At 43.5% G+C, this 21,516-nt stretch carries 18 protein-coding genes; 8 read left to right on the forward strand and 10 right to left on the reverse strand.

Features of this window, described 5'->3' with window-relative positions:
• Position 1 precedes the first annotated feature (1 nt).
• Positions 2-1,114, forward strand: a complete 1,113-nt coding sequence (locus KXQ82_RS01455) for a PepSY-associated TM helix domain-containing protein (protein ID WP_219486164.1) — start codon at positions 2-4, stop codon at positions 1,112-1,114.
• Between the two features lie 344 nt (positions 1,115-1,458).
• Here KXQ82_RS01455 and KXQ82_RS01460 read toward each other — a convergent pair whose 3' ends face one another.
• Positions 1,459-3,123 (reverse strand): glycoside hydrolase family 43 protein, encoded by a 1,665-nt coding sequence (locus KXQ82_RS01460; protein ID WP_219486166.1) that lies wholly within the window; start codon positions 3,121-3,123, stop codon positions 1,459-1,461.
• Positions 3,124-3,328: 205 nt separating this feature from the next.
• Here KXQ82_RS01460 and KXQ82_RS01465 point away from each other — a divergent pair, with 205 nt between their 5' ends.
• The 4 genes from KXQ82_RS01465 (at position 3,329) to KXQ82_RS01480 (ending at position 9,234) form a co-directional block, all read left to right on the forward strand.
• Positions 3,329-3,901: a Crp/Fnr family transcriptional regulator gene (locus tag KXQ82_RS01465; RefSeq protein ID WP_255563343.1), complete on the forward strand. Its 573-nt coding sequence runs from the start codon at positions 3,329-3,331 to the stop codon at positions 3,899-3,901.
• A 70-nt stretch (positions 3,902-3,971) separates the two neighbouring features.
• Positions 3,972-4,694: a sterol desaturase family protein gene (locus KXQ82_RS01470; RefSeq protein WP_219486168.1), complete on the forward strand. Its 723-nt coding sequence runs from the start codon at positions 3,972-3,974 to the stop codon at positions 4,692-4,694.
• A gap of 150 nt (positions 4,695-4,844) precedes the next feature.
• A complete protein-coding gene (gene carB / locus KXQ82_RS01475) occupies positions 4,845-7,664 on the forward strand; it encodes a carbamoyl-phosphate synthase large subunit (RefSeq protein WP_219486171.1) in 2,820 nt (939 codons plus the stop codon).
• A 205-nt stretch (positions 7,665-7,869) separates the two neighbouring features.
• On the forward strand, positions 7,870-9,234 hold the full coding sequence (locus KXQ82_RS01480) for an NHL repeat-containing protein (protein WP_219486173.1): 1,365 nt from the start codon (positions 7,870-7,872) through the stop codon (positions 9,232-9,234).
• Between the two features lie 87 nt (positions 9,235-9,321).
• On the opposite strand, the gene radA is transcribed toward KXQ82_RS01480, so the two are convergent.
• Positions 9,322-10,737: a DNA repair protein RadA gene (gene radA, locus KXQ82_RS01485; RefSeq protein WP_219486175.1), complete on the reverse strand. Its 1,416-nt coding sequence runs from the start codon at positions 10,735-10,737 to the stop codon at positions 9,322-9,324.
• 173 nt (positions 10,738-10,910) lie between these two features.
• Between radA and KXQ82_RS01490 the strand changes: the two genes are divergently transcribed.
• A complete protein-coding gene (locus tag KXQ82_RS01490; RefSeq protein WP_219486177.1) occupies positions 10,911-11,558 on the forward strand; it encodes an MEDS domain-containing protein in 648 nt (215 codons plus the stop codon).
• A 108-nt stretch (positions 11,559-11,666) separates the two neighbouring features.
• Here KXQ82_RS01490 and KXQ82_RS01495 read toward each other — a convergent pair whose 3' ends face one another.
• From KXQ82_RS01495 to KXQ82_RS01510, 4 genes are all read right to left on the reverse strand, one after another.
• Complete coding sequence (locus tag KXQ82_RS01495; RefSeq protein WP_219486179.1) at positions 11,667-12,395, reverse strand: hypothetical protein; 729 nt, start codon at positions 12,393-12,395, stop codon at positions 11,667-11,669.
• Positions 12,396-12,618: 223 nt separating this feature from the next.
• On the reverse strand, positions 12,619-14,169 hold the full coding sequence (locus KXQ82_RS01500; RefSeq protein WP_219486180.1) for an Rne/Rng family ribonuclease: 1,551 nt from the start codon (positions 14,167-14,169) through the stop codon (positions 12,619-12,621).
• A gap of 215 nt (positions 14,170-14,384) precedes the next feature.
• Positions 14,385-15,242 carry a tetratricopeptide repeat protein gene (locus KXQ82_RS01505; protein ID WP_219486181.1) on the reverse strand — a complete coding sequence of 286 codons (858 nt, stop codon included), beginning with the start codon at positions 15,240-15,242 and terminating at the stop codon, positions 14,385-14,387.
• An 8-nt stretch (positions 15,243-15,250) separates the two neighbouring features.
• Positions 15,251-15,550, reverse strand: a complete 300-nt coding sequence (locus KXQ82_RS01510) for an HU family DNA-binding protein (RefSeq protein WP_219486182.1) — start codon at positions 15,548-15,550, stop codon at positions 15,251-15,253.
• Between the two features lie 161 nt (positions 15,551-15,711).
• Between KXQ82_RS01510 and mutY the strand changes: the two genes are divergently transcribed.
• Positions 15,712-16,764 carry an A/G-specific adenine glycosylase gene (mutY, locus tag KXQ82_RS01515; protein WP_219486183.1) on the forward strand — a complete coding sequence of 351 codons (1,053 nt, stop codon included), beginning with the start codon at positions 15,712-15,714 and terminating at the stop codon, positions 16,762-16,764.
• 27 nt (positions 16,765-16,791) lie between these two features.
• Positions 16,792-17,193, forward strand: a complete 402-nt coding sequence (locus KXQ82_RS01520) for a single-stranded DNA-binding protein (protein ID WP_219486184.1) — start codon at positions 16,792-16,794, stop codon at positions 17,191-17,193.
• Between the two features lie 71 nt (positions 17,194-17,264).
• Here the strand turns inward: KXQ82_RS01520 and KXQ82_RS01525 are convergent, their stop codons facing one another.
• The 4 genes from KXQ82_RS01525 to KXQ82_RS01540 all read right to left on the reverse strand — a co-directional run bounded on the left by KXQ82_RS01525 (position 17,265) and on the right by KXQ82_RS01540 (position 21,473).
• Complete coding sequence (locus KXQ82_RS01525; RefSeq protein WP_219486185.1) at positions 17,265-17,654, reverse strand: nuclear transport factor 2 family protein; 390 nt, start codon at positions 17,652-17,654, stop codon at positions 17,265-17,267.
• Positions 17,655-17,719: 65 nt separating this feature from the next.
• Complete coding sequence (locus KXQ82_RS01530) at positions 17,720-18,610, reverse strand: MBL fold metallo-hydrolase (protein ID WP_219486186.1); 891 nt, start codon at positions 18,608-18,610, stop codon at positions 17,720-17,722.
• Between the two features lie 82 nt (positions 18,611-18,692).
• Positions 18,693-19,274, reverse strand: coding sequence for a Crp/Fnr family transcriptional regulator (locus KXQ82_RS01535; RefSeq protein WP_219486187.1), 582 nt, complete (start codon positions 19,272-19,274; stop codon positions 18,693-18,695).
• A 6-nt stretch (positions 19,275-19,280) separates the two neighbouring features.
• Positions 19,281-21,473 carry a S9 family peptidase gene (locus KXQ82_RS01540; protein ID WP_219486189.1) on the reverse strand — a complete coding sequence of 731 codons (2,193 nt, stop codon included), beginning with the start codon at positions 21,471-21,473 and terminating at the stop codon, positions 19,281-19,283.
• Between the last annotated feature and the right edge of the window lie 43 nt (positions 21,474-21,516).

Consider the following 21,516-nt stretch of genomic DNA (forward strand, 5'->3'; position numbering starts at 1 on the left):
CATGACTGTTAAACAAAGTATTTTATGGATACACCGCTGGCTCGGCTTTATTTCCGGGCTGGTGGTGTTTGTAGTAAGCGCTACCGGCTGCCTGTTTGTATTTCAGGATGATATTCAGGACGCCTTGTACAGCTACAGGCACGTGGTACAACAAAACAGGCCATACGTACCCCCATCGCAACTCAAAAAACAAGCCCTGGCGCTTTACCCCGGTGGCAAGGCTGGTGTCCGTATTATTTATTACGGGCCAGACCGCCCGGCTGCTATAACCGTAACAACCCCTAAAAAGGAGAGCTTTGCTTTATATTTTAACCCGTATAACGGCAAGCTGCTGCATACAGAAAACCCTGCACGTAATTTCTTTATCATAGTAGAGTTTATTCACCTATACTTATTATTACCCCCCGTAATTGGCAAACAAGTAGTGGGTATCTCCGTCATTATTTTTGTGATACTGATGATAACAGGTATAGTGCTGTGGTGGCCAAAGCGCAAAAAGGATGTGAAGCGTAGCTTAACTATTAAATGGGGCGCCCGCTGGCGGCGTGTAAATTATGATCTGCATAATGTGCTGGGTTTTTATGCCTGTGCTGTAGCGCTGATATTGGCACTTACAGGCTTATCATTCGCTTATGATTGGATGCATACAGGGATATACCAGGCTACCAACCTTGGTCGGGGTTTTCCGGATGATAAGCCGCCTGCTAAACTGAAAACTCCCGTTGATAGCGTTGTAACCCAATTACCTGTTGATGCCGCGTTTGCATATTCGGTAAGCCACTCGCCGCAGGCGCAGATGTTTTTTGTGAGCAACATTACGGTAACGGCCTATTATAAATCGATGCGCTTTTATTTGAGCGACAGGTATACATTTAATAACGGTGGAGGGTTAATTCAATTTTTACCGCAGGATAGTAAGAGCCCGGGTATGAAAATGAATGATGCCAATTACGATTTGCACACAGGGCAAATATTGGGCTTATTCGGCAAAATAATAGCCTTTTTAGCCAGTCTGATCAGCGCAAGTTTACCCATAACAGGTTTAATGGTGTGGGTAGGAAAGCGTAATAAAAAAGGTAAAAAACTAAAGGCCGCTAAAATAGCCGCAAGCTAAGTTTAACAATTTTAAGAGGCTCGGTACAACAGGTAAAAGTATAATGAACACGGTAGTGTTTTTACCATACCTGTTTTTAACAGCTTCCGCCGTAGTTGGTGTTACCAACACAGGTGTTCGGAAGATTAATAGAACTACCAAAACTCCTTCCTCGGGGAAGGGTGCGGCTGAATGGTGTAGTGGTGGGTAGGGGTAAATGCACGATGCAATGTCGCATAAACCCCTCCCTATACCCTCCCTTTGGGAGGAAATCGCACAATACCAACGCTTTTTTAAATCTCAGAACAGGTCTGGTGTCATTAATAACTCTTTGGGTGTTGATTCCCGATTCTTGCCTCCTGATTCTATAACCCTCCCATTGGCCCATCATAACTATACTTAAACCAATCGAATAGCGCCACGCCGCCATCTTGCTTTACGTTATAACTGAATAAGCCCGGCCGCACACCTTTCCAGTAGTTTTTGCGGCTCAGTGCACATTCATCGCCCAGTTGCATAAAGCTTTTGCCGTCCAAACTGTATTGCATTATGGTGTGGTTGCCTTCCAGGTCGGCGGCAAGGCGCAGGTAAATGGTTTGTTGCGATAGTACTGCCCCCAATATTATCTTTCCATTATTATTCGCGAAAAGCATGGTTTTACCATTGGTATCTATTACACCTATTTCGTAAATATTTTGCCCTAATAGCGCCAGGCCTGCACGCTGGCCTTCTGCCAAATTTTGCAGGTCGAGCTTTGTAGTCATTGCGCCTTTTTTACCCATCAGCTTTTGAGTGATGGTGTTTTTGGCTAATTTATTATTTGGCGATTGTATAGCTGTTAAGCTCAAATATCCTTTCGTATTCGTTAAGCTCCATTTGCCATCTACCGGGTTATGGTTCCATTGCCATTGCAGGCCTAAGTTTGGTTTATTAAACTCGTCGGATGTTTGGGGGGCGCTGATCTTATAACTCTTCGCTACGTTGGGTTTCTTGTAAACAGCTACCGGCTCGCCTACGCCGTTACCGTCAATATCAACGCCCATAACGGGCCAGTCGTCTACCCACTTCATGGGTTGCAAATGCACAACACGGCCAATAGGCCCATCGTCCTGAAAATGCATGAACCATGATTCGCCCGAATCCAGTTCTACCCAGCCGCCCTGGTGCGGGCCATTTACTTTGGTAGTCCCTTTTTCTAATACGATCTTGCGCTCATACGGCCCGTAAATGCTTTTCGACCGAAGTGCGGTTTCATAACCGTTAGCTACACCACCTTCGGGGATGATGATATAATAATAACCATTGCGCTTATAAATTTTGGTGCCCTCGGCTGTCGGCCCGCGGTAAACCACGGTACCCGTATCCAGCAACTGCGTACCATCGGCACTCATTTTATGGATAATGATGGGCCCGGCACCTGTACGGCTATGCCCTAAATATGCCTGTCCGTTATCATCCCAAAAAGGGCAGGGGTCTTCCCATTTAGCCACCCGCTTTACCTCAACTAATGGCGACCATTTGCCCGCCGGATCGGTAGCAGTACTCATATACAAACCCTCCTCGGGTGTGCAAAAATAAATATAGAATTTACCATTGTGATAGCGTAGCGCCGGTGCCCAGCTACCCTTGGCATACTTGGTCATGTTGCTGTAGCCAGGTTCAATATCCATGCGGTTATACACCTGGGCAATAATGGTCCAGTTCACCAGGTCGGTAGAGTGCAGCACCGGGATCCCCATAAAATGAAAATCGGAGCATACCATATAAAAGTCGCGCCCTACTCGTATCACATCCGGGTCTGAGTAATCGGCGTTAAGCACCGGGTTTTTATAAGTGCCGTCACCTTGGTCGCCCCAAACGCCAACTTGTTTTGCTGTGCTTTGCGCCAAAGCGGTATTGAAAGTTAAGGCTAAATATACCATCAGAAAAAGCAGGTAAAAACAGGTATTTTTCAAACTTAATTTACCCGCCATGTCATTGCGGGCAATAGCATGGGAATCACCGGGGCATATATATTTGCAGATATTCATTTTATTCAGGATGTTCAATTTAGGTTGAGTTATTATGCTCTCGATTCTGACAAATTTTTACAGGCCGGTTTATGTAACAGGGGAGTAAAAGTAGGTATTATCAAAAATTTTTAGAGGTTTAATTGGTTTAAATCTTCTCATACAAATATACAAAATTTGGCATTGGTAATGTCGCGTCAACCACAGTTATTTGTACATTTATGATATGATAGACGCTTCTCAACTTATCAATACAATAAATAATCTGTCTATTTTATCTGTCGAACTTCAAGATAAAATAACATCATATTTAGTAGAAGAGCATTTTAATAGGAAAACCCTTTTATTAAAAAGCGGCCAGGTAGCGCATCGCATTTACTTCGTTAAACAAGGTTTATTACGCTCATTCTTTCATCAAAATGCCAACCAGTATACCAACTGGTTTATGGGCGAAGGTGAATTTATTATTTCAGTATATAGCTTTTTTACACAAAAGCCGTCGTTCGAAAATATCGAGGTGCTGGAAGATTGTGATTTGCAATCCATTACCTGGGATCAACTGCAAAGTCTTTATCAGCAATATCCCGAGTTTAACCGTACAGGCCGGTTGATTACAGAAAGATATTATATCCGTAACGAAGAAAAAACAATTCAGTTGCAAACCCTATCGGCTGCGGAGCGATATCAGGCTTTACTAAATAATTATCCTGGTATCCTGCAACAGGCATCGCTTGGACACATCGCATCATTTTTAAATATTAAGCAAGAAACGCTTAGCAGAATAAGAGCAGGAAAGTGATTTTTTGACCTAAGTCAAAAGGAACCAAAAACAATAGGCAGACATTTGACTAAACAAAAAATCAAACGTTATGCTTATCATTATTCTTATTTGTTTCGCAGCCTGTTTTCTTATTGAAAGGCTCATCCCCGGCTGGAAACTTCCCGAGGTGCCTACATGGACCATACGTGTACTGGCCATCAACTTTTTCCAGTTATTAATAGTTACACTTGCAGGCTATAGCTGGGAAAAATGGCTGTCAGTAAGTTCAGTATTTAACCTTTCGGCGATAATGCCCGATTGGGCAGGTGGCATTGTTGCTTATTTTATTGCCACTTTTATTTTTTACTGGTGGCACCGCTGGCGCCATCAAAGCGATTTGTTGTGGCGACATTTTCACCAGATACATCACAGCGCCCAACGGATTGAGGTTATCACTTCATTTTACAAACATCCGGTCGAAATGCTGGTCAATTCAATTATCGGCAGTCTGTTAGTTTACACCTTGCTGGGCTTGAGTTTGGAAGCAGGTGCCATATATACCCTTTGTACCGCTCTTGGCGAATTTTTCTATCATACCAACATAACCACACCCCGGTGGATAGGCTATATATTTCAACGGCCCGAGATGCACCGTATACATCATGAGTATGAAAAGCATAGCAATAATTATGGCGATATTGTTTGGTGGGATATGTTATTTGGCACTTATAGTAATCCGGAAAAATTTACTACTTCCTGCGGTTTTGATACCGACAAAGAATTGAAACTGATTGACATGATAAAGTTTAAAGATGTACATAAACCCGATTAATTATTTCAAAAAACATTCGCCTAAACCGTTCAAAAACCTATCTTTGCATCCCGAAGCCGAAAACGGGAATTTGCCCAATTCAGCGCATAGAAAAAGTCCTATACTATCAGACTTTTAACTTAGAACTTTTGACTTTCATATCAAAGCCCTATGCCCAAAGATAACTCCATAAAATCCATTTTAATTATTGGTTCAGGCCCTATTATTATTGGTCAGGCCTGCGAATTTGATTATGCCGGCTCGCAAGCGGCCTTGTCATTAAAAGACGAAGGTATCTCGGTATCCATCATCAACAGTAACCCCGCTACCATCATGACGGATAAGGTTATTGCCGATCATGTTTACCTGCTGCCCTTAACCACTGCCAGTCTTGAGCAAGTTTTACAGGAGCAAAAAATTGATGCCGTATTGCCAACTATGGGTGGCCAAACTGCATTAAACCTTTGTATTGAGGCTGATGAGCAAGGCCTTTGGAAAAAATACGGGGTTAAAATTGTAGGTGTTGATATTGCCGCGATAGAGAAAACTGAAAACCGCGAAGCCTTCCGCCAGTTGATGGTAGATATAGGTGTTGGTGTGGCAACTTCAAAAATTGCCAACTCATTCCTTGAAGGTAAAGAAGCCGCCCAAACCATTGGCTTCCCGCTGGTTATTCGCCCAAGCTATACGCTTGGTGGTAAAGGCGCGGGCTTTGTACACAAAAAAGAAGATTTTGACGCCGCCCTTAGCCGTGGTTTACAGGCCTCGCCTACACACGAGGTTTTGGTAGAGCAGGCTGTTTTGGGTTGGAAAGAATATGAGTTAGAGTTGCTGCGCGACAGTAACGATAACGTGATCATCATCTGTTCGATAGAGAATTTCGACCCGATGGGTATCCACACCGGCGACTCGATCACCGTGGCCCCGGCCATGACACTGAGCGACCGCTGCTACCAGGAAATGCGTAACCAGGCCATCAAAATGATGCGTGCCATTGGTAACTTCGCGGGTGGCTGTAACGTGCAGTTCTCGGTTAACCCGGCTGATGAATCGATCATCGCTATAGAGATCAATCCGCGTGTATCACGTTCATCAGCCCTGGCATCAAAAGCTACAGGTTATCCTATTGCCAAGATCGCTGCAAAGCTGGCTATCGGTTACAACCTTGATGAAATAGAAAACCAGATCACCAAAACTACTTCGGCCTACTTTGAGCCTACTTTGGATTACGTGATCGTTAAAATACCACGCTGGAACTTTGATAAGTTTAAAGGCGCTAACCGCGAGTTAGGCCTGCAAATGAAATCGGTAGGCGAGGTGATGGGCATTGGCCGCAGCTTTATTGAAGCGCTGCAAAAAGCTTGTCAGAGTTTAGAGATCGGTCGTGCCGGACTTGGTGCCGATGGCCGCCAGAGCCGTAACCTTGACGAGATTATGCACAGCCTGGAAAAACCAAGCTGGGACAGGCTGTTCCACATTTACGATGCGATGAGCCTGGGTGTGCCAATGGAGTCTATCCGTAAAGCTACCAAAATTGACCGTTGGTTTTTAAACCAGATTCAAGAGTTGATTTACCTGGAGGCCGAATTGCGCCGCTACTCGGTTGGCAACATCCCATCCGACTTTTTGCGTACCCTTAAAGAAAAAGGCTTCAGCGATGTGCAGATCGCTTTTATACTGGGCAATAGCACTACCGAAGAAGAAGTTTACCAGCGCCGCAAGGCCTTAGGCATAAACAGGGTTTATAAAATGGTTGATACCTGTGCGGCAGAGTTTCAGGCTAAAACCCCGTACTACTATTCAACTTACGAAGGCGAGAACGAATCTGTCCCATCGGATAAAAAGAAGATCATTGTTTTAGGCTCGGGCCCTAACCGCATTGGGCAGGGTATTGAGTTTGATTACAGCTGTGTACATGGTTTGCTTGCCGCTAAAGAGTGTGGTTACGAGTCGATCATGATCAACTGTAACCCCGAAACTGTATCAACCGACTTTAACATGGCCGATAAGCTATACTTTGAGCCGGTATTCTGGGAGCACGTTCGCGAGATCATAGAACTGGAAAAACCTGAAGGGGTTATCGTTCAGTTAGGTGGCCAAACAGCCCTTAAAATGGCCGAGAAGTTGCATGAGCACGGTATCAAGATTATCGGAACATCTTTTGATAATATGGATATTGCCGAAGACCGCGGTCGTTTTTCTGATCTGTTGAAAGAACTTGACATTCCATACCCTAAATACGGCGTTGCCGAAAGTGCCGAAGAGGCTATTGAAGTAGCCCACGCGGTTGGCTACCCGGTATTGGTGCGCCCTAGCTACGTGTTAGGTGGCCAGGGCATGAGCATTGTGATAAACGATGAAGACCTGGAAAAAGCGGTAGTTAACCTGTTAAAAAATCTTCCCGGAAACCGTGTTTTAATTGACCACTTTTTAGATAGGGCAGAAGAGGCTGAATCAGATTCGATTTGCGATGGCGAGGATGTACACATTATTGGTATGATGGAGCACATTGAGCCTGCCGGTATCCACTCGGGCGACTCGTACGCCGTACTGCCACCATTCAGCCTGTCGGACAATGTGCAAAAGCAAATGGAAGAGCACAGCATAAAAATCGCGAAAGCTTTAAATGTAAGTGGTTTACTTAACATCCAGTTCGCCGTAAAAGACGAGAAGGTTTACGTTATAGAGGCTAACCCGCGTGCAAGCCGTACGGTGCCTTTCATCGCCAAAGCGTATGATGTGCCTTATATCAATATCGCCGCCAAGGTAATGCTGGGCGCCAATAAAATAAAAGACTTTACCATTGAGCGTAAGCTAAAAGGGTATGCTATTAAGGAACCTGTATTCTCATACGATAAGTTCCCTGAAGTAACCAAAGAGCTTGGACCTGAAATGAAATCGACAGGTGAGGCTATCCGCTTCATCCCCGATCTGCAGGACCCATACTTCCGCCATTTGTACAAAGAGAAATCGATGTACCTTTCTAAGTAAGAATCAAGATACAAGAATCAAGAGCCAAGACAAAAAAGTCCTGGCTCTCTTGTTTAAATGGTAAGCCATGGTGTATCAAAGATATCTAGGCTCTTGATTCTTGCCTCTTTCTTCTAAGCTTTAGTTAAAAAACGTTAAATACAGGTTACAGTAGTGTTTTTTCATCAAAATTTCATTTTCACCCGGGACTTTTACCCTCATGAAAATGAAAACCTTACCTTATCTGTTCGTTTGCCTTTTATATGTTGTTTTATTATCGCAAGGTTGCAGTAAATCAAGCAGCAGCGATGATATTCAACCCTCTATTTATACCTTTCCTTTAGCCGGTAGTGTAACCGGTACATCCGCACAAACTTTTGGCGTGCTGGTTAGCAGTGGCCTTAGTTCAGTAACATCAATGGGTATTTGCTATAGCGCCACCAATCAATCACCTACCGTTGCCGATTCAAAGACAACAGTAAGTGTTGATACCTTAACTTTTGCCAGCAAATTAAGCGGCCTGGCACCCAATACTATCTACTATTACCGCACTTATGTTATTACGGGCACGGCAACTGCTTATGGCAGTGTTGCCCAGTTTAAAACGGCTACTGCTACCTTTGCTTTGAATACCACAGTAACCACATTTGCCGGAATAGGCACAAGTGGTTATGTTGACGGTGCAGGTACCATAGCTCAATTCGGCAATCCGCTTGGCCTTTGTACAGATGCTGCCGGTAATATTTACGTTGCCGATTTTTACAATAACGTTATCCGGAAGATAACGCCTGCAGGTGTTACATCTACCTATGCCGGTAGCGGAACCTTAGGTTATCAGGATGGCGCTGCTGCTACAGCACAGTTTTATGGCCCGCAGGGTGTAGCTATTGATGCCGCAGGTAATGTTTATGTTGCCGATATGGGTAATAACATGATCCGTAAAATAAGCACCGCAGGGATGGTAACCACATTAGCCGGTCGCGGCTATACAGGTTATGCCGATGGTGCAGGTGCCAGCGCTGTATTTAACCTGCCTGCAGGTGTAGCAGTTGATGCTGCCGGTAATGTTTACGTTGCCGACCGCGGCAATAACATGATCCGTAAAATAACAACAGCGGGTGTAGTATCTACACTTGCCGGCATCACTACCGCCGGTTTTGTTGATGGTACAGGTACGGCAGCACAGTTTGCATCGCCGGGTGCCATTGCTGTTAGCAGTACCGGTACCGTATATATTGCCGATCTTACAAACAGCGCTATACGTACCATTACCCCTACCGGGGCGGTGTCAACATTAATTGGTACTACAACATTAAGTACAGTGCTGGGTGCGCCATGGGGTATCGCTCTTGATGCTGCCGGTAACGTTTATACTACGGATGGTAATGGTCGCGTGTTAAAAATAACTACAAACAACGTAATCTATCCTTTAGCAGGTGTATCTGCAACTGCAGGCTTTGTAAATGGCTTAAATACGGCAGCATTGTTCAATAGCCCGCGCGGTATAGCCATAGATGCATCGGGCAATGTGTTTGTTTCTGACTATGGCAACCATGCCATCCGCAAGCTTTCGATAGTTACTACGCCATAGCTAATTGAGCAAAGAATAAAGAACAAGGAGTAAGGAAATGCCTGCATAAATCTTTACTCCTTATTCCTTGCTCTTTCCTCCTCCAAATTATCCGAACAACAGGTTAAAGGCTTCTTCTATCCTGGCCACAGGTATCACCTTGATGCTGAAGCGTGAAAAATCGAGCATCTTTTTATCCTTGGCAGCAGACGGAATATTGTATTTGGATATGTATATTTCTTCGAAACCCAGCTTTTGAGCTTCGGCAATGCGTTGTTCTATTTTATTGACGGCACGTATCTCGCCAGATAAACCCAGCTCGGCAGCAAAACAGGTTTTAAACGGCACAGGAATATCCTGGTGCGATGAGATGATAGCCGCTGCCAAACCCAGGTCGATAGCCGGGTCTTCAACACGGATGCCACCGGTAATATTCAGGAAAACATCCTGCGTCCCCAACCTAAAACCGCAGCGTTTTTCCAGCACGGCAAGCAGCATGTTCATGCGCTTTGTATCAAAGCCCGTGGCTGACCGCTGAGGTGTTCCGTAAGCTGATGTACTCACCAATGCCTGTGTCTCTATCAGCATAGGCCTAACGCCTTCTAAAGTGGCTGATATGGTAACCCCACTAATAGGCTCTTCCCTTTGCGATAACAATATCTCGGATGGATTAGAAACCTCGCGCAAGCCTTCGCCCAGCATTTCATAAATACCCAACTCAGATGCCGAACCGAACCTGTTTTTGATGGCACGCAATATCCGGTACACATGATGCCTGTCGCCCTCAAATTGCAAAACAGTATCTACCATATGTTCCAATATTTTCGGCCCGGCTATCATACCATCTTTAGTGATATGGCCTATCAGAAATACAGGGGTAGCTGTTTCCTTGGCAAATTTAAGTAGTTCGGCTGTACACTCCCGCACTTGCGATACACTGCCCGGGGTTGATTCGATATGCGAGGAGTAGAGCGTTTGGATAGAATCTACCACTACCAGGTCGGGCTGTAATTGCTCTATCTGTTTAAATATGTTTTGTGTGGATGTTTCTGTCAATATAAAACACCCGCCACCCGCTTTACCCGCGTTTGGCGAAAGCCGTTCGGCACGCATTTTTATCTGCCGGTCACTTTCCTCGCCCGAAACATATAACACCTTTAACGCAGGCATATTCATGGCCAGTTGTAGCATCAGGGTTGATTTGCCTATGCCGGGCTCGCCACCTATCAGCACCAAACTACCCGGAACAATACCACCACCTAAAACGCGGTTAAATTCCTTATCGGGAGTAAGCATGCGGTGGTCTTCCTCAAATACAACATCCGAAACCAATACCGGTTTGTTTGATCGTTGCATGGATGTTGATGTAGAAGCCGCTTTCCAATCGGGGATGGAACCGTTCGATTTCTCGATGATCTCTTCTACAAAAGTGTTCCACTCCTGGCACGACGGGCATTTACCCAACCATTTTGGCGATTCGTAACCACAGCTCTGGCAGAAATATGATGTTTTAGTTTTAGCCACGTTTCTTTAATGTGCGTATTTGAAGATGTGCAAATGTGCAAATTGATTTTGATAATTACTAATTTTATTAGTAATTATATCTATTTCAGCTTATGCCCGGTGTTATCACCGCACCATATCCTGTACTAATAATTTTTTAAAACCAATAATATACATCTTTGTTAGGGGATAACATGATAAAACAAACATCCCTGACAGTATGCGGTGAAACCCACAGCACACCAATGCATATTTGTGGTTTTTTTGATGGTGAAGACGAACGTTACGATGTTATCCTTCCATACCTTAAAGAAGGCCTGGAAAATAACGATGAGATATTAAATATACTGGAGAGCACATCTTACAACGATCATTGCCATCGGCTGCAAAATGCTGGCATTGAGGTTGATAGTAAACTTGAAAGTGGCCAATTGAAAGTACTATCGGCCGATGATACCTATTTACAAGGAGGCTATTTTGCTGCCGATAAAATGTATAAAAAGTTAGAAGATGCCCTTATTTCCAACGAAGATGCCGGTTACGATAGCTTTAGGGCCTGCGGTGATATGGCGTGGGCGTTAAAAAATGTTGCCGGCACCGACGAACTGATCGAGTATGAGGCTAAGCTGAATCAATTGGTTCCGCAGCATGTATGCTCTTTAATATGCATGTATGATATTAACCGCTTTAGCGCCAGGGTACTGGTAGATGTACTTGCAACCCACCCTTATGTTATTTTGAACGGCAAGATACACAAGAACCCTTATTACATCGAACCGATAGCTTTTCTGCGTGATCTGGTTAAAAAACCCAAACGCCCGCTACTTCGGCACGATGACTGATGAACCTTGATGCTATTCAGTTTAAAATCTTAGCGCCTTTTTCACTAAACTAAAATGTGCAAACAGCTCATCACCATTTGCACATTTACTCGTCTGTACATTTGCAAATTACTCCAACGTATTATAATAATCAAATAACTTGCCCAGGTCGGCATCGTTTTTAAACTTAATTCGGTTGGATTTGATGAAGGTAGCTATTTGTGGCTCCTTATCGGTTAAAGCAGCCAATATATCCTTTTCATCACGTTTAACGGCTGTCATGGCGCCATTTTTCAGGATATAATAATCCTGTTCATCCTTAAATGATTTTGTAGTGCTCGTTGCACCGGGGTCGCTAACTTCGGTAATGGTTTTAGCATAATGCTTTAGCAGTTTTATCTTGCCATCACATAGCACTTCGTAAAACGATTTCGCAGTCAAATTATCCACTGCCGGAAAACCGTTTTTAAACTTTGCCACATCCAATCCATCAAAATCTTTTAAAGTAAAACCGTTCACATCGGTAAAAACCGGTACATCGCTTTCGTTTTTGCTGTTTTCAAATACAATCTGGTCATCGTACTCATCATACCTTAATTTAAGGTTATAGTACTTCTCGTTATCGCTGCGGCTTATCGTTCCGTCGCTCCAGTCTATGCTTATATAAATGCTGCCGTCAATTTCTCTTACCGCGTCGCTCATTTCTATTGGTTTACCTTCAGCATCAGGTAAACCCACCTGTTGCGCCCAGCCTGGTATTGCCGACAATAAAATAAGTGCTAAAACTACCCCGATAAAGGTTAACGTTTCACCAAAAGTGGCGCTGTTTTTTGATTGATTGTTTGTTGCTTGTTCCATGGTTTACTTTTTAATAAAATAACCGATCGTTTTATTAATGAATAATGATTTAACCACTTAAAACAAGCAAGGTTTAACTGTCACTAAAATGTTATGATTGTTCAGTTAAAATGCATGTTGAATGAAAATTTAATTCTTACCCCGTCTGGTTTTTACCTAAAACAAAAAATGTGCAAACGGTTTACCACCATTTTGCACATTTACTCATCTGCACATTTGCAAATTAAAGCTTTATCTCCTCGCCCTTCCCCGAAAGGAAATGGAACTCGGTGATCTGGTAGGCAGGGTTGCTGCTTACTTTAATCCACTGGCTGTATTTAAAGTACCATTTCATCTGGCGGTTAAATACACCTTTTTTAATGTAGGCCTCAATGTACGGGTGTACACAAAGGGTAATATTTTTTTCGTTTTGCTCTTTTAGTATGTAGTTGAAGTTATCTTCAATATCATCTATCAGCAATACCGTAGGCCTAATGGTGCCTGTGCCGCCGCAAGCGGGGCAAACTTCGGTAGTAACAATGTTCATTTCGGGCCTTACGCGCTGGCGGGTTATTTGTACCAGGCCAAATTTACTTGGCGGCAAAATAGTGTGCTTGGCGCGATCGAGGGCCATTTCATCGCGTAAATAATCAAACAGATCTTTACGGTTGTTCGGTTTATGCATGTCGATAAAATCGACAACTACTATGCCGCCCATATCGCGCAGGCGCAACTGGCGGGCAATTTCTTTTGCTGCTTCTTTATTTACCTGGAAAGCGTTGGTTTCCTGGTTTTCCTTGTTAGCCGTGCGGTTACCGCTGTTCACATCAATAACGTGCAGTGCTTCGGTATGCTCAATAACCAAATAAGCGCCACCGGCAAGGTTTACCGTTTTACCAAAAGCGCCTTTTATCTGCTTATCAACACCAAAGTGCTCAAAAATGGGCTCTTTGTGTTTATGTAGCTTAACAATTCCTTCCAGATCCGGCGATATCTGTTTGATGTACGTGCGTACCTCTTCGTAAATGCCAACATCGTTAACATAAATATTCTGGAAATCGGGATTCAGTATATCGCGCAGGATGGTGGATGTGCGGTCCATCTCGCCCAATATCTTTTTAGCGGGTTCGGTTGATGGCAGGCGGGTGATGAACGATTCCCATTTGGAAACCAGATCAAGCAAATCCTTCTGCATCTCTTCAACACCTTTACCTTCGGATACCGTACGGATGATCACACCAAAGTTTTGTGGCTTGATGCTTTCGATAATTTTACGCAGGCGGTTACGTTCGGTATTGCTCTTTATCTTTTTGGATATAGAAACAGCATCCGAAAACGGAACCAGGATAACATACCTTCCGGCGATAGAAAGATCAGAACTTAAACGGGGCCCTTTGGTACTGATAGGTTCTTTAGCTATCTGTACGGGTATCAACTGGTTTTTAGCCAGTACCTCGCCAATTTTGCCCGCCTTGTTTATCTCGGGCTCCATTTTAAAATTATCAAGCAATTTGGTTTGATAGCTGCCGCCACGTACCTGCTTGGCCAATTTCATTAAGCTTTGCACCTGCGGACCAAGATCCAGGTAGTGCAAAAACGCATCTTTCTCGTAGCCTACATCCACAAAAGCAGCATTTAAACTCGGCATGATTTTTTTGATCTTGCCGAGATAAATATCGCCAACAGCATAATTGTTGTTGGTTTGCTCTTTGTTTAGTTCTACAAGTTGTTTATCCTGTAATAAAGCAATAGTAGCCCCACTGGGGGTTGCATCGATAATTAATTCTTTTACCAATGGCTACTCCATTTCTTTTTCAAACCACATAGATGGTTTTACGTTAAAAATACGATGGTTTAAACAATAACATCAATTGCCCTTTAAGGGCAATTAACAAACAGAGAAAGCTGCTTATTTCTTTTTGTGCCTGTTTTTTCTCAAACGTTTTTTGCGTTTGTGAGTGGCCATTTTATGTCTCTTTCTTTTTTTACCGCTTGGCATAATAATAAATTTTAATTTTTTAATTCCTTTATAAACTCATCAATACGTTGTCCGAACGCGGGGTCCGGCAACAATGTTTTGCAATTTTGGTAGGCTTCAATAGCCTCTTTTTTCATACCCAGCTGTTTGTAACTTTCAGCAAGGTAAAAGTATGGCTCAACCTCCTGCTTTTGGGTTATCATACCCTTAAAGCGCTCAACGGCTTTTTCATACTGGCCCGATTTCATGGCAAACAAACCTAAATTGAGGCTTGCTTTGCGATTGCCCGGATCTTTCTTTATTACTTCGAGCAATAAAGCTATCCCCTGCATCGGGCTTGGTGCACCTCCATTTACGTAGGCAATACCTAAACCTGTTTTGGCATCAAGGCCATCGGGGTTAAGTTTTGCGGCATTCTCAAACGCTTCAACAGCGTTGGTAACATACACCGGCTGTGCTAATGTATCTACCCCTGCTTTGTAAGCGTCATTAAACCTGTCGCCTGCATTTATCCAGTTTTGGTAGGTGTTTTCACTCCGGGCAATGGCCTGGTAATAAAAAGCTCCGGGTGCGGGTTGATTTACGTCATCCCATTTTTGTGCCAGTTGCTTTTCTAACTTAAGCTTATCGGCATCGTTGCCTGCTGTCTTTAAATTTGCTTCTAATGCCCCTATCTCGCCTGCCAGGTTATTGCCTATGGCTTGTTTGGCGGCTACCGATACATACTCAACATTAATGTTGGTTGCTGTAGCGGCTTTAGCTTCGGTAACATTGGCTCCTGCACTGCTGCGGGTTTCTTTAGGTTTAATTAAAGCAACCGGTTTTAATGAAAACAAATAGCCCATTATGGCAACAACTGCTATAATAAGGGCTATTTGACTTTTTTTCATCGCTTAAATTATTTTACTGCTTTTGTTTTGTTACCTGTACGTACTTTTTCAACAAAAGTTTTAGCCGGTTTAAAGCTTGGTACAAAATGTTCCGGAATAATAATGGCAGTGTTTTTTGAAATATTACGAGCGGTTTTCTTTGCTCTCTTTTTTACTACGAAACTTCCAAAACCTCTAACATATACATTTTCGCCACCTACCATCGAGGTTTTAACTACTTTAAAAAACGCTTCAACAGTTTCCTGTACATCAACTTTCTCTATGCCTGTTTTAGATGAGATTTCAGCTATTATTTCTGCCTTGGTCATACCTGTTTTTCTTTATTAATTTTTGTAAATACTTAACTGTTTTGGGGTTGCAAAAGTATTGCTAAAAAACGAAAGAGAAAAATAAAAAATAAGATTTTTACAGAACGTATCCAAAATACTATACAGGGCACTATTAAGCAAAACACTTACCTTTGATATTGATGAATTTTTCGGAAACTATTGTACACTGGTATCAACAAAATAAACGCGACCTGCCCTGGCGAAATACTACTGATCCGTATGTTATCTGGCTGAGCGAGATTATCTTACAACAAACACGTGTGGAGCAGGGGATGCCTTATTTTTACCGCTTTGCCGAAAAATATCCTACGGTAACACACTTTGCCGCGGCAAGCGAAGATGAGGTTTTAAAGCTATGGCAGGGATTGGGTTATTACTCGCGGGGGCGCAACATGCTCAAAACGGCACAACTGGTAAAACAGCAGTTTAACGGCGTATTCCCGTCTAACTATAATGACCTTATCGCCCTTAAGGGTATAGGCGAATATACCGCCGCGGCCATATCATCATTTTCGGCAAACCAGGCTAAAGCCGTTGTTGATGGCAATGTTAACCGGGTTATTGCACGCTATTTTGGTATTGACGAACCTATTAATAGCACTAAAGGCAAAAAGCTGTTCCAACAAATGGCGGATGATTTGCTTAATAAGGAATACCCGGCCTTGCACAACCAGGCCATGATGGAGTTTGGCGCCCTGCAATGTAAACCCAAAAGCCCCGATTGCGGTATTTGCCCTTTGCGGGATGGCTGCTTTGCCTATAATAACAGCGCGGTTAACACCCTGCCGGTTAAACTTAAAAAGCTCACGGTTAAAAACCGCTATTTTAACTACTTCGTAGTTATTGATGAAGATAGAATATTACTGAACAAGCGGGACGATACAGACATTTGGGCAAACATGTACGACCTGCCGATGATAGAAACTGATGGAGAACAGAATGTGGAGAAATTATTTTCGTCGGTAGAAATGACTAACCTATTCGGAATTATGCCACATATTATTAAAGAATATCCTCAAAAAAAGCACATATTAACGCATCAACACATACATGCGCGTTTATTTCATATTGCTATAGGTGTAAATAACATTAATTTAAAGGCATCCTATTTTTTCATAGAAGTGGAAAAAATAAAAAACTTGGCGTTACCTAAATTAATTTTTCTATTTTTAACTAAATTTATTGAGTTATAGAATAATTGTACGCCCTGATTAAATAATATGTCTGGAATAAACAAAGTAATACTGGTTGGCCATTTAGGCAAGAACCCCGATGTTCGTACGCTTGAAGGCGGGGTATCAGTAGCAAGTTTCCCTTTAGCAACTTCGGAAACGTTTAATAAAGAAGGCCGTAAGGTTGAGCAAACCGAGTGGCATAACATTGTAATGTGGCGCGGCCTTGCCGATGTGGCGGCAAAGTTTTTGCAAAAAGGTAAACTGGTTTACATTGAAGGCAAATTACGCACCCGTTCTTTTGAAGATAAAGAAGGCATCCGCAAATACACTACCGAAGTAGTGGCAGAAAACTTTACCCTGCTGGGCCGCAAAAACGACTTTGAAAGCGACGGCATTACAAGCGATGATCTGACCGTGTCGAACGATAGCGACAAAAACTATCAATAACCGGTGGTAATTCATATTAAAAGAGCCCTCATTCATCAGCTGATAAATGAGGGCTCGGTATGTTTATGCTATTATTTTAAGGCATTATTAACCGGCTGGCTATCTACAAACTGCTCGAAGCTTTTAATTTTTCCATCCTTCAGTTTCCAAACATGGGCTACCCGGGCTTCTATTGCCTTGCCGGTTATTTTGTATGTGCCGGTGTAAGTGCCATAGGCTACAACTTTATCATCGCTTGCCACATAATCTTCCGGAGTAAACTTATAATCTATCCACTCACTTCCCAAACGGCTAAAAACGTTTTTGGTAATGCTATCCAAACCTATATAGGTGCCGGCATACGGAAAGCCTTTGGCTTCTGTCCACGTGAGGTCTTCGGCCGCGTAGCTGGCCAAATTTTTTCCGTTCTCTTCAGAAGTTTTGCCTTCATAAGTGCTTTGTATAATTTCAAGATTCGTCATTTTACTTTTATTTAAATATAACCATCGGTGTAATTAGTATTGCCAGGTTAACGGTAAGCTATTGCTTACCACTTCATTTCGCCGGTGTTTACTTTCGCGCCCAATTGCAAGGCAATATCAAAAGTTAAGGCAGGGTACTTTGCTTTTAATGTCGCGATAAGCGCTGCAGATGTTTTGTTGGTTTTTAAAGCTTCTTCATAAAACCGGATATAGCTTTTGGTATGTTGCACCGTACTCAGATCGAACGGGCTTGCGGTATTAGCGTGGGCCGGTACTACGATAGCCGGGTGCAGCGCTTCAATTTTGTCTAACACATCTATCCATTGCTGACGGGCTTCTGCGGTTTGCGCATCGGCCATCCAAAGGTGAAAAGTAGTTCCGAATACATTGATGCCGCCCACAACAGCTTTGGCAGAAGGTATCCAAACAAAAGTTTTAGATGGAAACTCTTCCAGGCCGATGACCTCTAATTGCTCACCTTCCAACTCAATGCTCTTTCCTTTTAAAACCTGTGGTAAAACAACATTTGATGTTATGGCTTTACCCAACTGGCCTCCCCAAACGTCTAATTTTTTCTGTGCCGAAGCTTTTATATATTCTATTGTAGCTGGCGATGCATAAACAGTAACCCCGGGAAAATGCTTTTTGAATACTTCCAGTCCGAAATAAAAATCGGGGTCGCCAAAAGAAACATAAATTGTGGTTAATTTTTTGCCCGAATTTTTTATCTGCTGTGCTACTTTCTCAGCATCGGCCAGGGTAAATTGCGCGTCTATCAAAACCGCGTCTGTTTTTCCGGATACGATGACCGATGCTACGCCAAAACTGTTTTCTGATGCGTTGTAAACTTCTAATTTAAAACTACCTGTTTCAATGGTTTTGAAACTTTGTGCCTGTGCTTCCATTTTGAATAAGATTAAGATGATTAAAAATGCTGTTGAAATAATTGGTTTCATTTTATTGTGCTTAATGATGATACAAAGATGCGATCATCCCATACCCAAAAACATTGAACAAGTTCAATAAATGAAATCTGCCTTATTTTTTATTGGCAATTTTGTGCCTTATCTTACTCAAAAATTCGTGGCTGATGCCTAAGTAGGCGGCTATTTGAAGATTGGAAAGCCGCTGGTAGAATTGGGGGTATTTTTCGATAAAGTCGAGATAGCGCTGATCGGCTGTCTTGCTCAAATTATCTATCAATCGCCTTTGCAGGGCAACGTGCGTTTTTTGGGTCATTATCCTAAAAAGTTTCTCTATCTGCGGCAAATTTGCATAGGCAAACTCTTTATCTTTTTTTGAAATTAAAAGCACCTCGCTGTCTTCAAGCGCTTCGATAAAAAGCTGCGACGGCCTTTCGTTAGTAAAACTGTCGATATCGGTTATCCACCAATTCTCTATCGCGAAGTACAGTATTTGCTCGGCCCCGTCTTTATCAATGTGATACACCCTGAAAATTCCTTTGGTAACAAAGCCTTCAAACTTGCACACTTCGCCCGCTCTTAATAAAAAGCTCTTTTTCGTGATCAGCCTGTGTTGAAATAAACTGCAAAACGCTTCCGTTTCACTTTCAGAAAGCGAAATATGCCGGGCAATATTTTGTTTGAGAAGACTTATCATAAATAACTACCTGCCACCCGGCGGGCAATGCTCTTTTAAATATTGGGTGAACATGGTGCCAAGGTGCAGCCTTGTGCCTTCACCTTCAGATATGGAATGTGTGCGGTTAGGGTAAGGCATTACCTGGAATTGTTTGTTGTATTTTATCAGTTCATTTATCAGCTTTTCGGCATTCTGGTAGTGTACGTTATCATCCCCCGTGCCATGTATATATAGTAGGTTGCCCCGGAGGTTCTTCGCATACGTAACCGGCGATCCGTTTATAAAGGCAGCGCGCCCGGCATCGTCAATGGGTACGCCCATGTAGCGCTCCTGGTAAATATTATCGTATGATAGCTGCCAGCCCACCGCCGCTATGGCTATCCCTGTTTTATATATCCCGGGGTACTGGAACATCAGGTTCAGGGTTGATGAGCCGCCGCCGCTCCATCCCCATACCGCCACACGGCTGGTATCGGCATAGGGCCATTTCAAAACTTCTTTGGCAGCCATGGCCTGGTCGCGAATGTTAACAATACCTATCTTTTTATATATCGCTTTACGCCACTCGCGCCCGCGCGGTGCCGGAGCGCCCCGGTTCTCAACCGATACATACAGGTAACCATCGTCCGCCATGTTGCCGCGGTATAAACCGGTGCGCCCAATGCCGTACGTATCAGTAACAGTTTGCGATGCCGGCTCGCCATAAACATAAAATACAACGGGGTATTTTTTGGCAGGGTCAAAATTAGCCGGCTTTTTTACCCAACCGTCAATATCAATGCCATCGGCAGTTTTTACCCTGAAAAACTCGGGAGCATTTTTGGGCTTATTAGCTTCATCAACAATAATGTTTGCCCCTGCAATATGTTTGTTATCCGGCAGGCTCACCACTTCCTGCGCGGGTGGTGTATAACTGTTTGAAAAATCGTGCAGCGCAAGCCTGCCGTTGGTCGAAATATCGTAGTTATGTGTTCCCGGCAAGTTTTCGGGTGTAATGCGCTGCGCGTCACCACCGCTTAGCTTTACGCGATACAGATACCGTTGCGTTGGGTTAGCGGGTGATGCCGTGAAATAGATATAGCCGTTCGCTTCGTCAACGCGGTTCATTTCGGTAATATCATAATTGCCGGGGGTAAGCAGGGTTTCTTTACCGTCAAGGCCCATGCGGTATAAATGCCGCCAGCCATCCTTTTCACTGGCCCAAATAAAGGCCTTGCCTTTTTCTATCCAATCCCAGCCCACTTGTTCACCTCCATTCCATGCCGAGCGTACATCAACCCAGGCATTATCCTTCTCGGTCGATATGGCTTTTGCCGTACCTGTTTTGGCATTGCAGGTATAAATAGTGCTTTGTGTTTGGGCGCGGTTTAGCTGCTGCAAAATAATGTCGTTGCTGCCTGCCACCCACTCCATACGGGGGATGTAATGCTGTACCGCGTCGCCGGGTACTTTCATCCAGGTGGTAATGCCTGTTGTTGTATTAACTACGCCAACTTTACATACACTGGGGTCTTGTCCGGCGGTAGGGTACTCTACGGGTACAACAAAAGGGTAGTCCGCATCGGTAGTATTCAGCATCAGGTAATTATTTATCTTACGCGCATCTATCTGCCAGTATGCTATTGACCTGCCATCGGCCGACCATCGGAAACCATCCCTGCAGTCAAACTCTTCCTCGTACACCCAATCGAACGTGCCGTTTATCAGCTTTGCAGAGCCATCTTTAGTGAGTTGCTGCGCTGCACCTGTTGCAAGGTTTTCTACATATATGTTATGGCCGCTTACATAGGCCACTTTTTTACCATCGGGCGAAAATTTGGCAAACATGAGCGATGATGCCGGCCGTTTTTTGCCTACCTGTTTCAGGCTTTTGGTGGCAAGGTTATACACCCAGTAATCGCCACGGGTATCATAACGCCAAACCTTCTGGGTATTGGTATTGATCAGTACCGAGTTCCCGTCATCCGCGAAAGCGAATCGTGTTACACCAATGGCCGGTTTACCTGCAGGGCTAAGTACCTGCTGGCTTACAATTATTTTGCTCGAACCATCCCGCGCGTCCGTTTCAACTATCTGCCCTGCATCAGCACTATAATAATGAAAGCCATCTTTGCTCCATTGAGTTTCATTGCCATATTGCGCAATAGCGGTATTTGTTGCAGTTAGTAATATAATTGCAAACAAACTTGCCTTCAATCTGTAAAAGTTAATAGTCATTCCGTTTCGAATTATTTTTTTCAGCACTTTAAGATGTTTCGCT

It is taken from the genome of Mucilaginibacter rivuli (assembly GCF_019391655.1).
Taxonomy (GTDB): domain Bacteria; phylum Bacteroidota; class Bacteroidia; order Sphingobacteriales; family Sphingobacteriaceae; genus Mucilaginibacter; species Mucilaginibacter rivuli.

Excerpts from the sequence above, each read along its gene's own strand:
- KXQ82_RS01455 (WP_219486164.1), top strand. The coding sequence starts at position 2 with ATGACTGTTAAACAAAGTATTTTATGGATACACCGCTGGCTCGGCTTT.
- KXQ82_RS01460 (WP_219486166.1), bottom strand. The coding sequence starts at position 3,123 with ATGAATATCTGCAAATATATATGCCCCGGTGATTCCCATGCTATTGCC.
- KXQ82_RS01465 (WP_255563343.1), top strand. The coding sequence starts at position 3,329 with ATGATAGACGCTTCTCAACTTATCAATACAATAAATAATCTGTCTATT.
- KXQ82_RS01470 (WP_219486168.1), top strand. The coding sequence starts at position 3,972 with ATGCTTATCATTATTCTTATTTGTTTCGCAGCCTGTTTTCTTATTGAA.
- carB (WP_219486171.1), top strand. The coding sequence starts at position 4,845 with ATGCCCAAAGATAACTCCATAAAATCCATTTTAATTATTGGTTCAGGC.
- KXQ82_RS01480 (WP_219486173.1), top strand. The coding sequence starts at position 7,870 with ATGAAAACCTTACCTTATCTGTTCGTTTGCCTTTTATATGTTGTTTTA.
- KXQ82_RS01490 (WP_219486177.1), top strand. The coding sequence starts at position 10,911 with ATGATAAAACAAACATCCCTGACAGTATGCGGTGAAACCCACAGCACA.
- KXQ82_RS01495 (WP_219486179.1), bottom strand. The coding sequence starts at position 12,395 with ATGGAACAAGCAACAAACAATCAATCAAAAAACAGCGCCACTTTTGGT.
- KXQ82_RS01505 (WP_219486181.1), bottom strand. The coding sequence starts at position 15,242 with ATGAAAAAAAGTCAAATAGCCCTTATTATAGCAGTTGTTGCCATAATG.
- KXQ82_RS01510 (WP_219486182.1), bottom strand. The coding sequence starts at position 15,550 with ATGACCAAGGCAGAAATAATAGCTGAAATCTCATCTAAAACAGGCATA.
- mutY (WP_219486183.1), top strand. The coding sequence starts at position 15,712 with ATGAATTTTTCGGAAACTATTGTACACTGGTATCAACAAAATAAACGC.
- KXQ82_RS01520 (WP_219486184.1), top strand. The coding sequence starts at position 16,792 with ATGTCTGGAATAAACAAAGTAATACTGGTTGGCCATTTAGGCAAGAAC.
- KXQ82_RS01525 (WP_219486185.1), bottom strand. The coding sequence starts at position 17,654 with ATGACGAATCTTGAAATTATACAAAGCACTTATGAAGGCAAAACTTCT.
- KXQ82_RS01530 (WP_219486186.1), bottom strand. The coding sequence starts at position 18,610 with ATGAAACCAATTATTTCAACAGCATTTTTAATCATCTTAATCTTATTC.
- KXQ82_RS01535 (WP_219486187.1), bottom strand. The coding sequence starts at position 19,274 with ATGATAAGTCTTCTCAAACAAAATATTGCCCGGCATATTTCGCTTTCT.
- KXQ82_RS01540 (WP_219486189.1), bottom strand. The coding sequence starts at position 21,473 with ATGACTATTAACTTTTACAGATTGAAGGCAAGTTTGTTTGCAATTATA.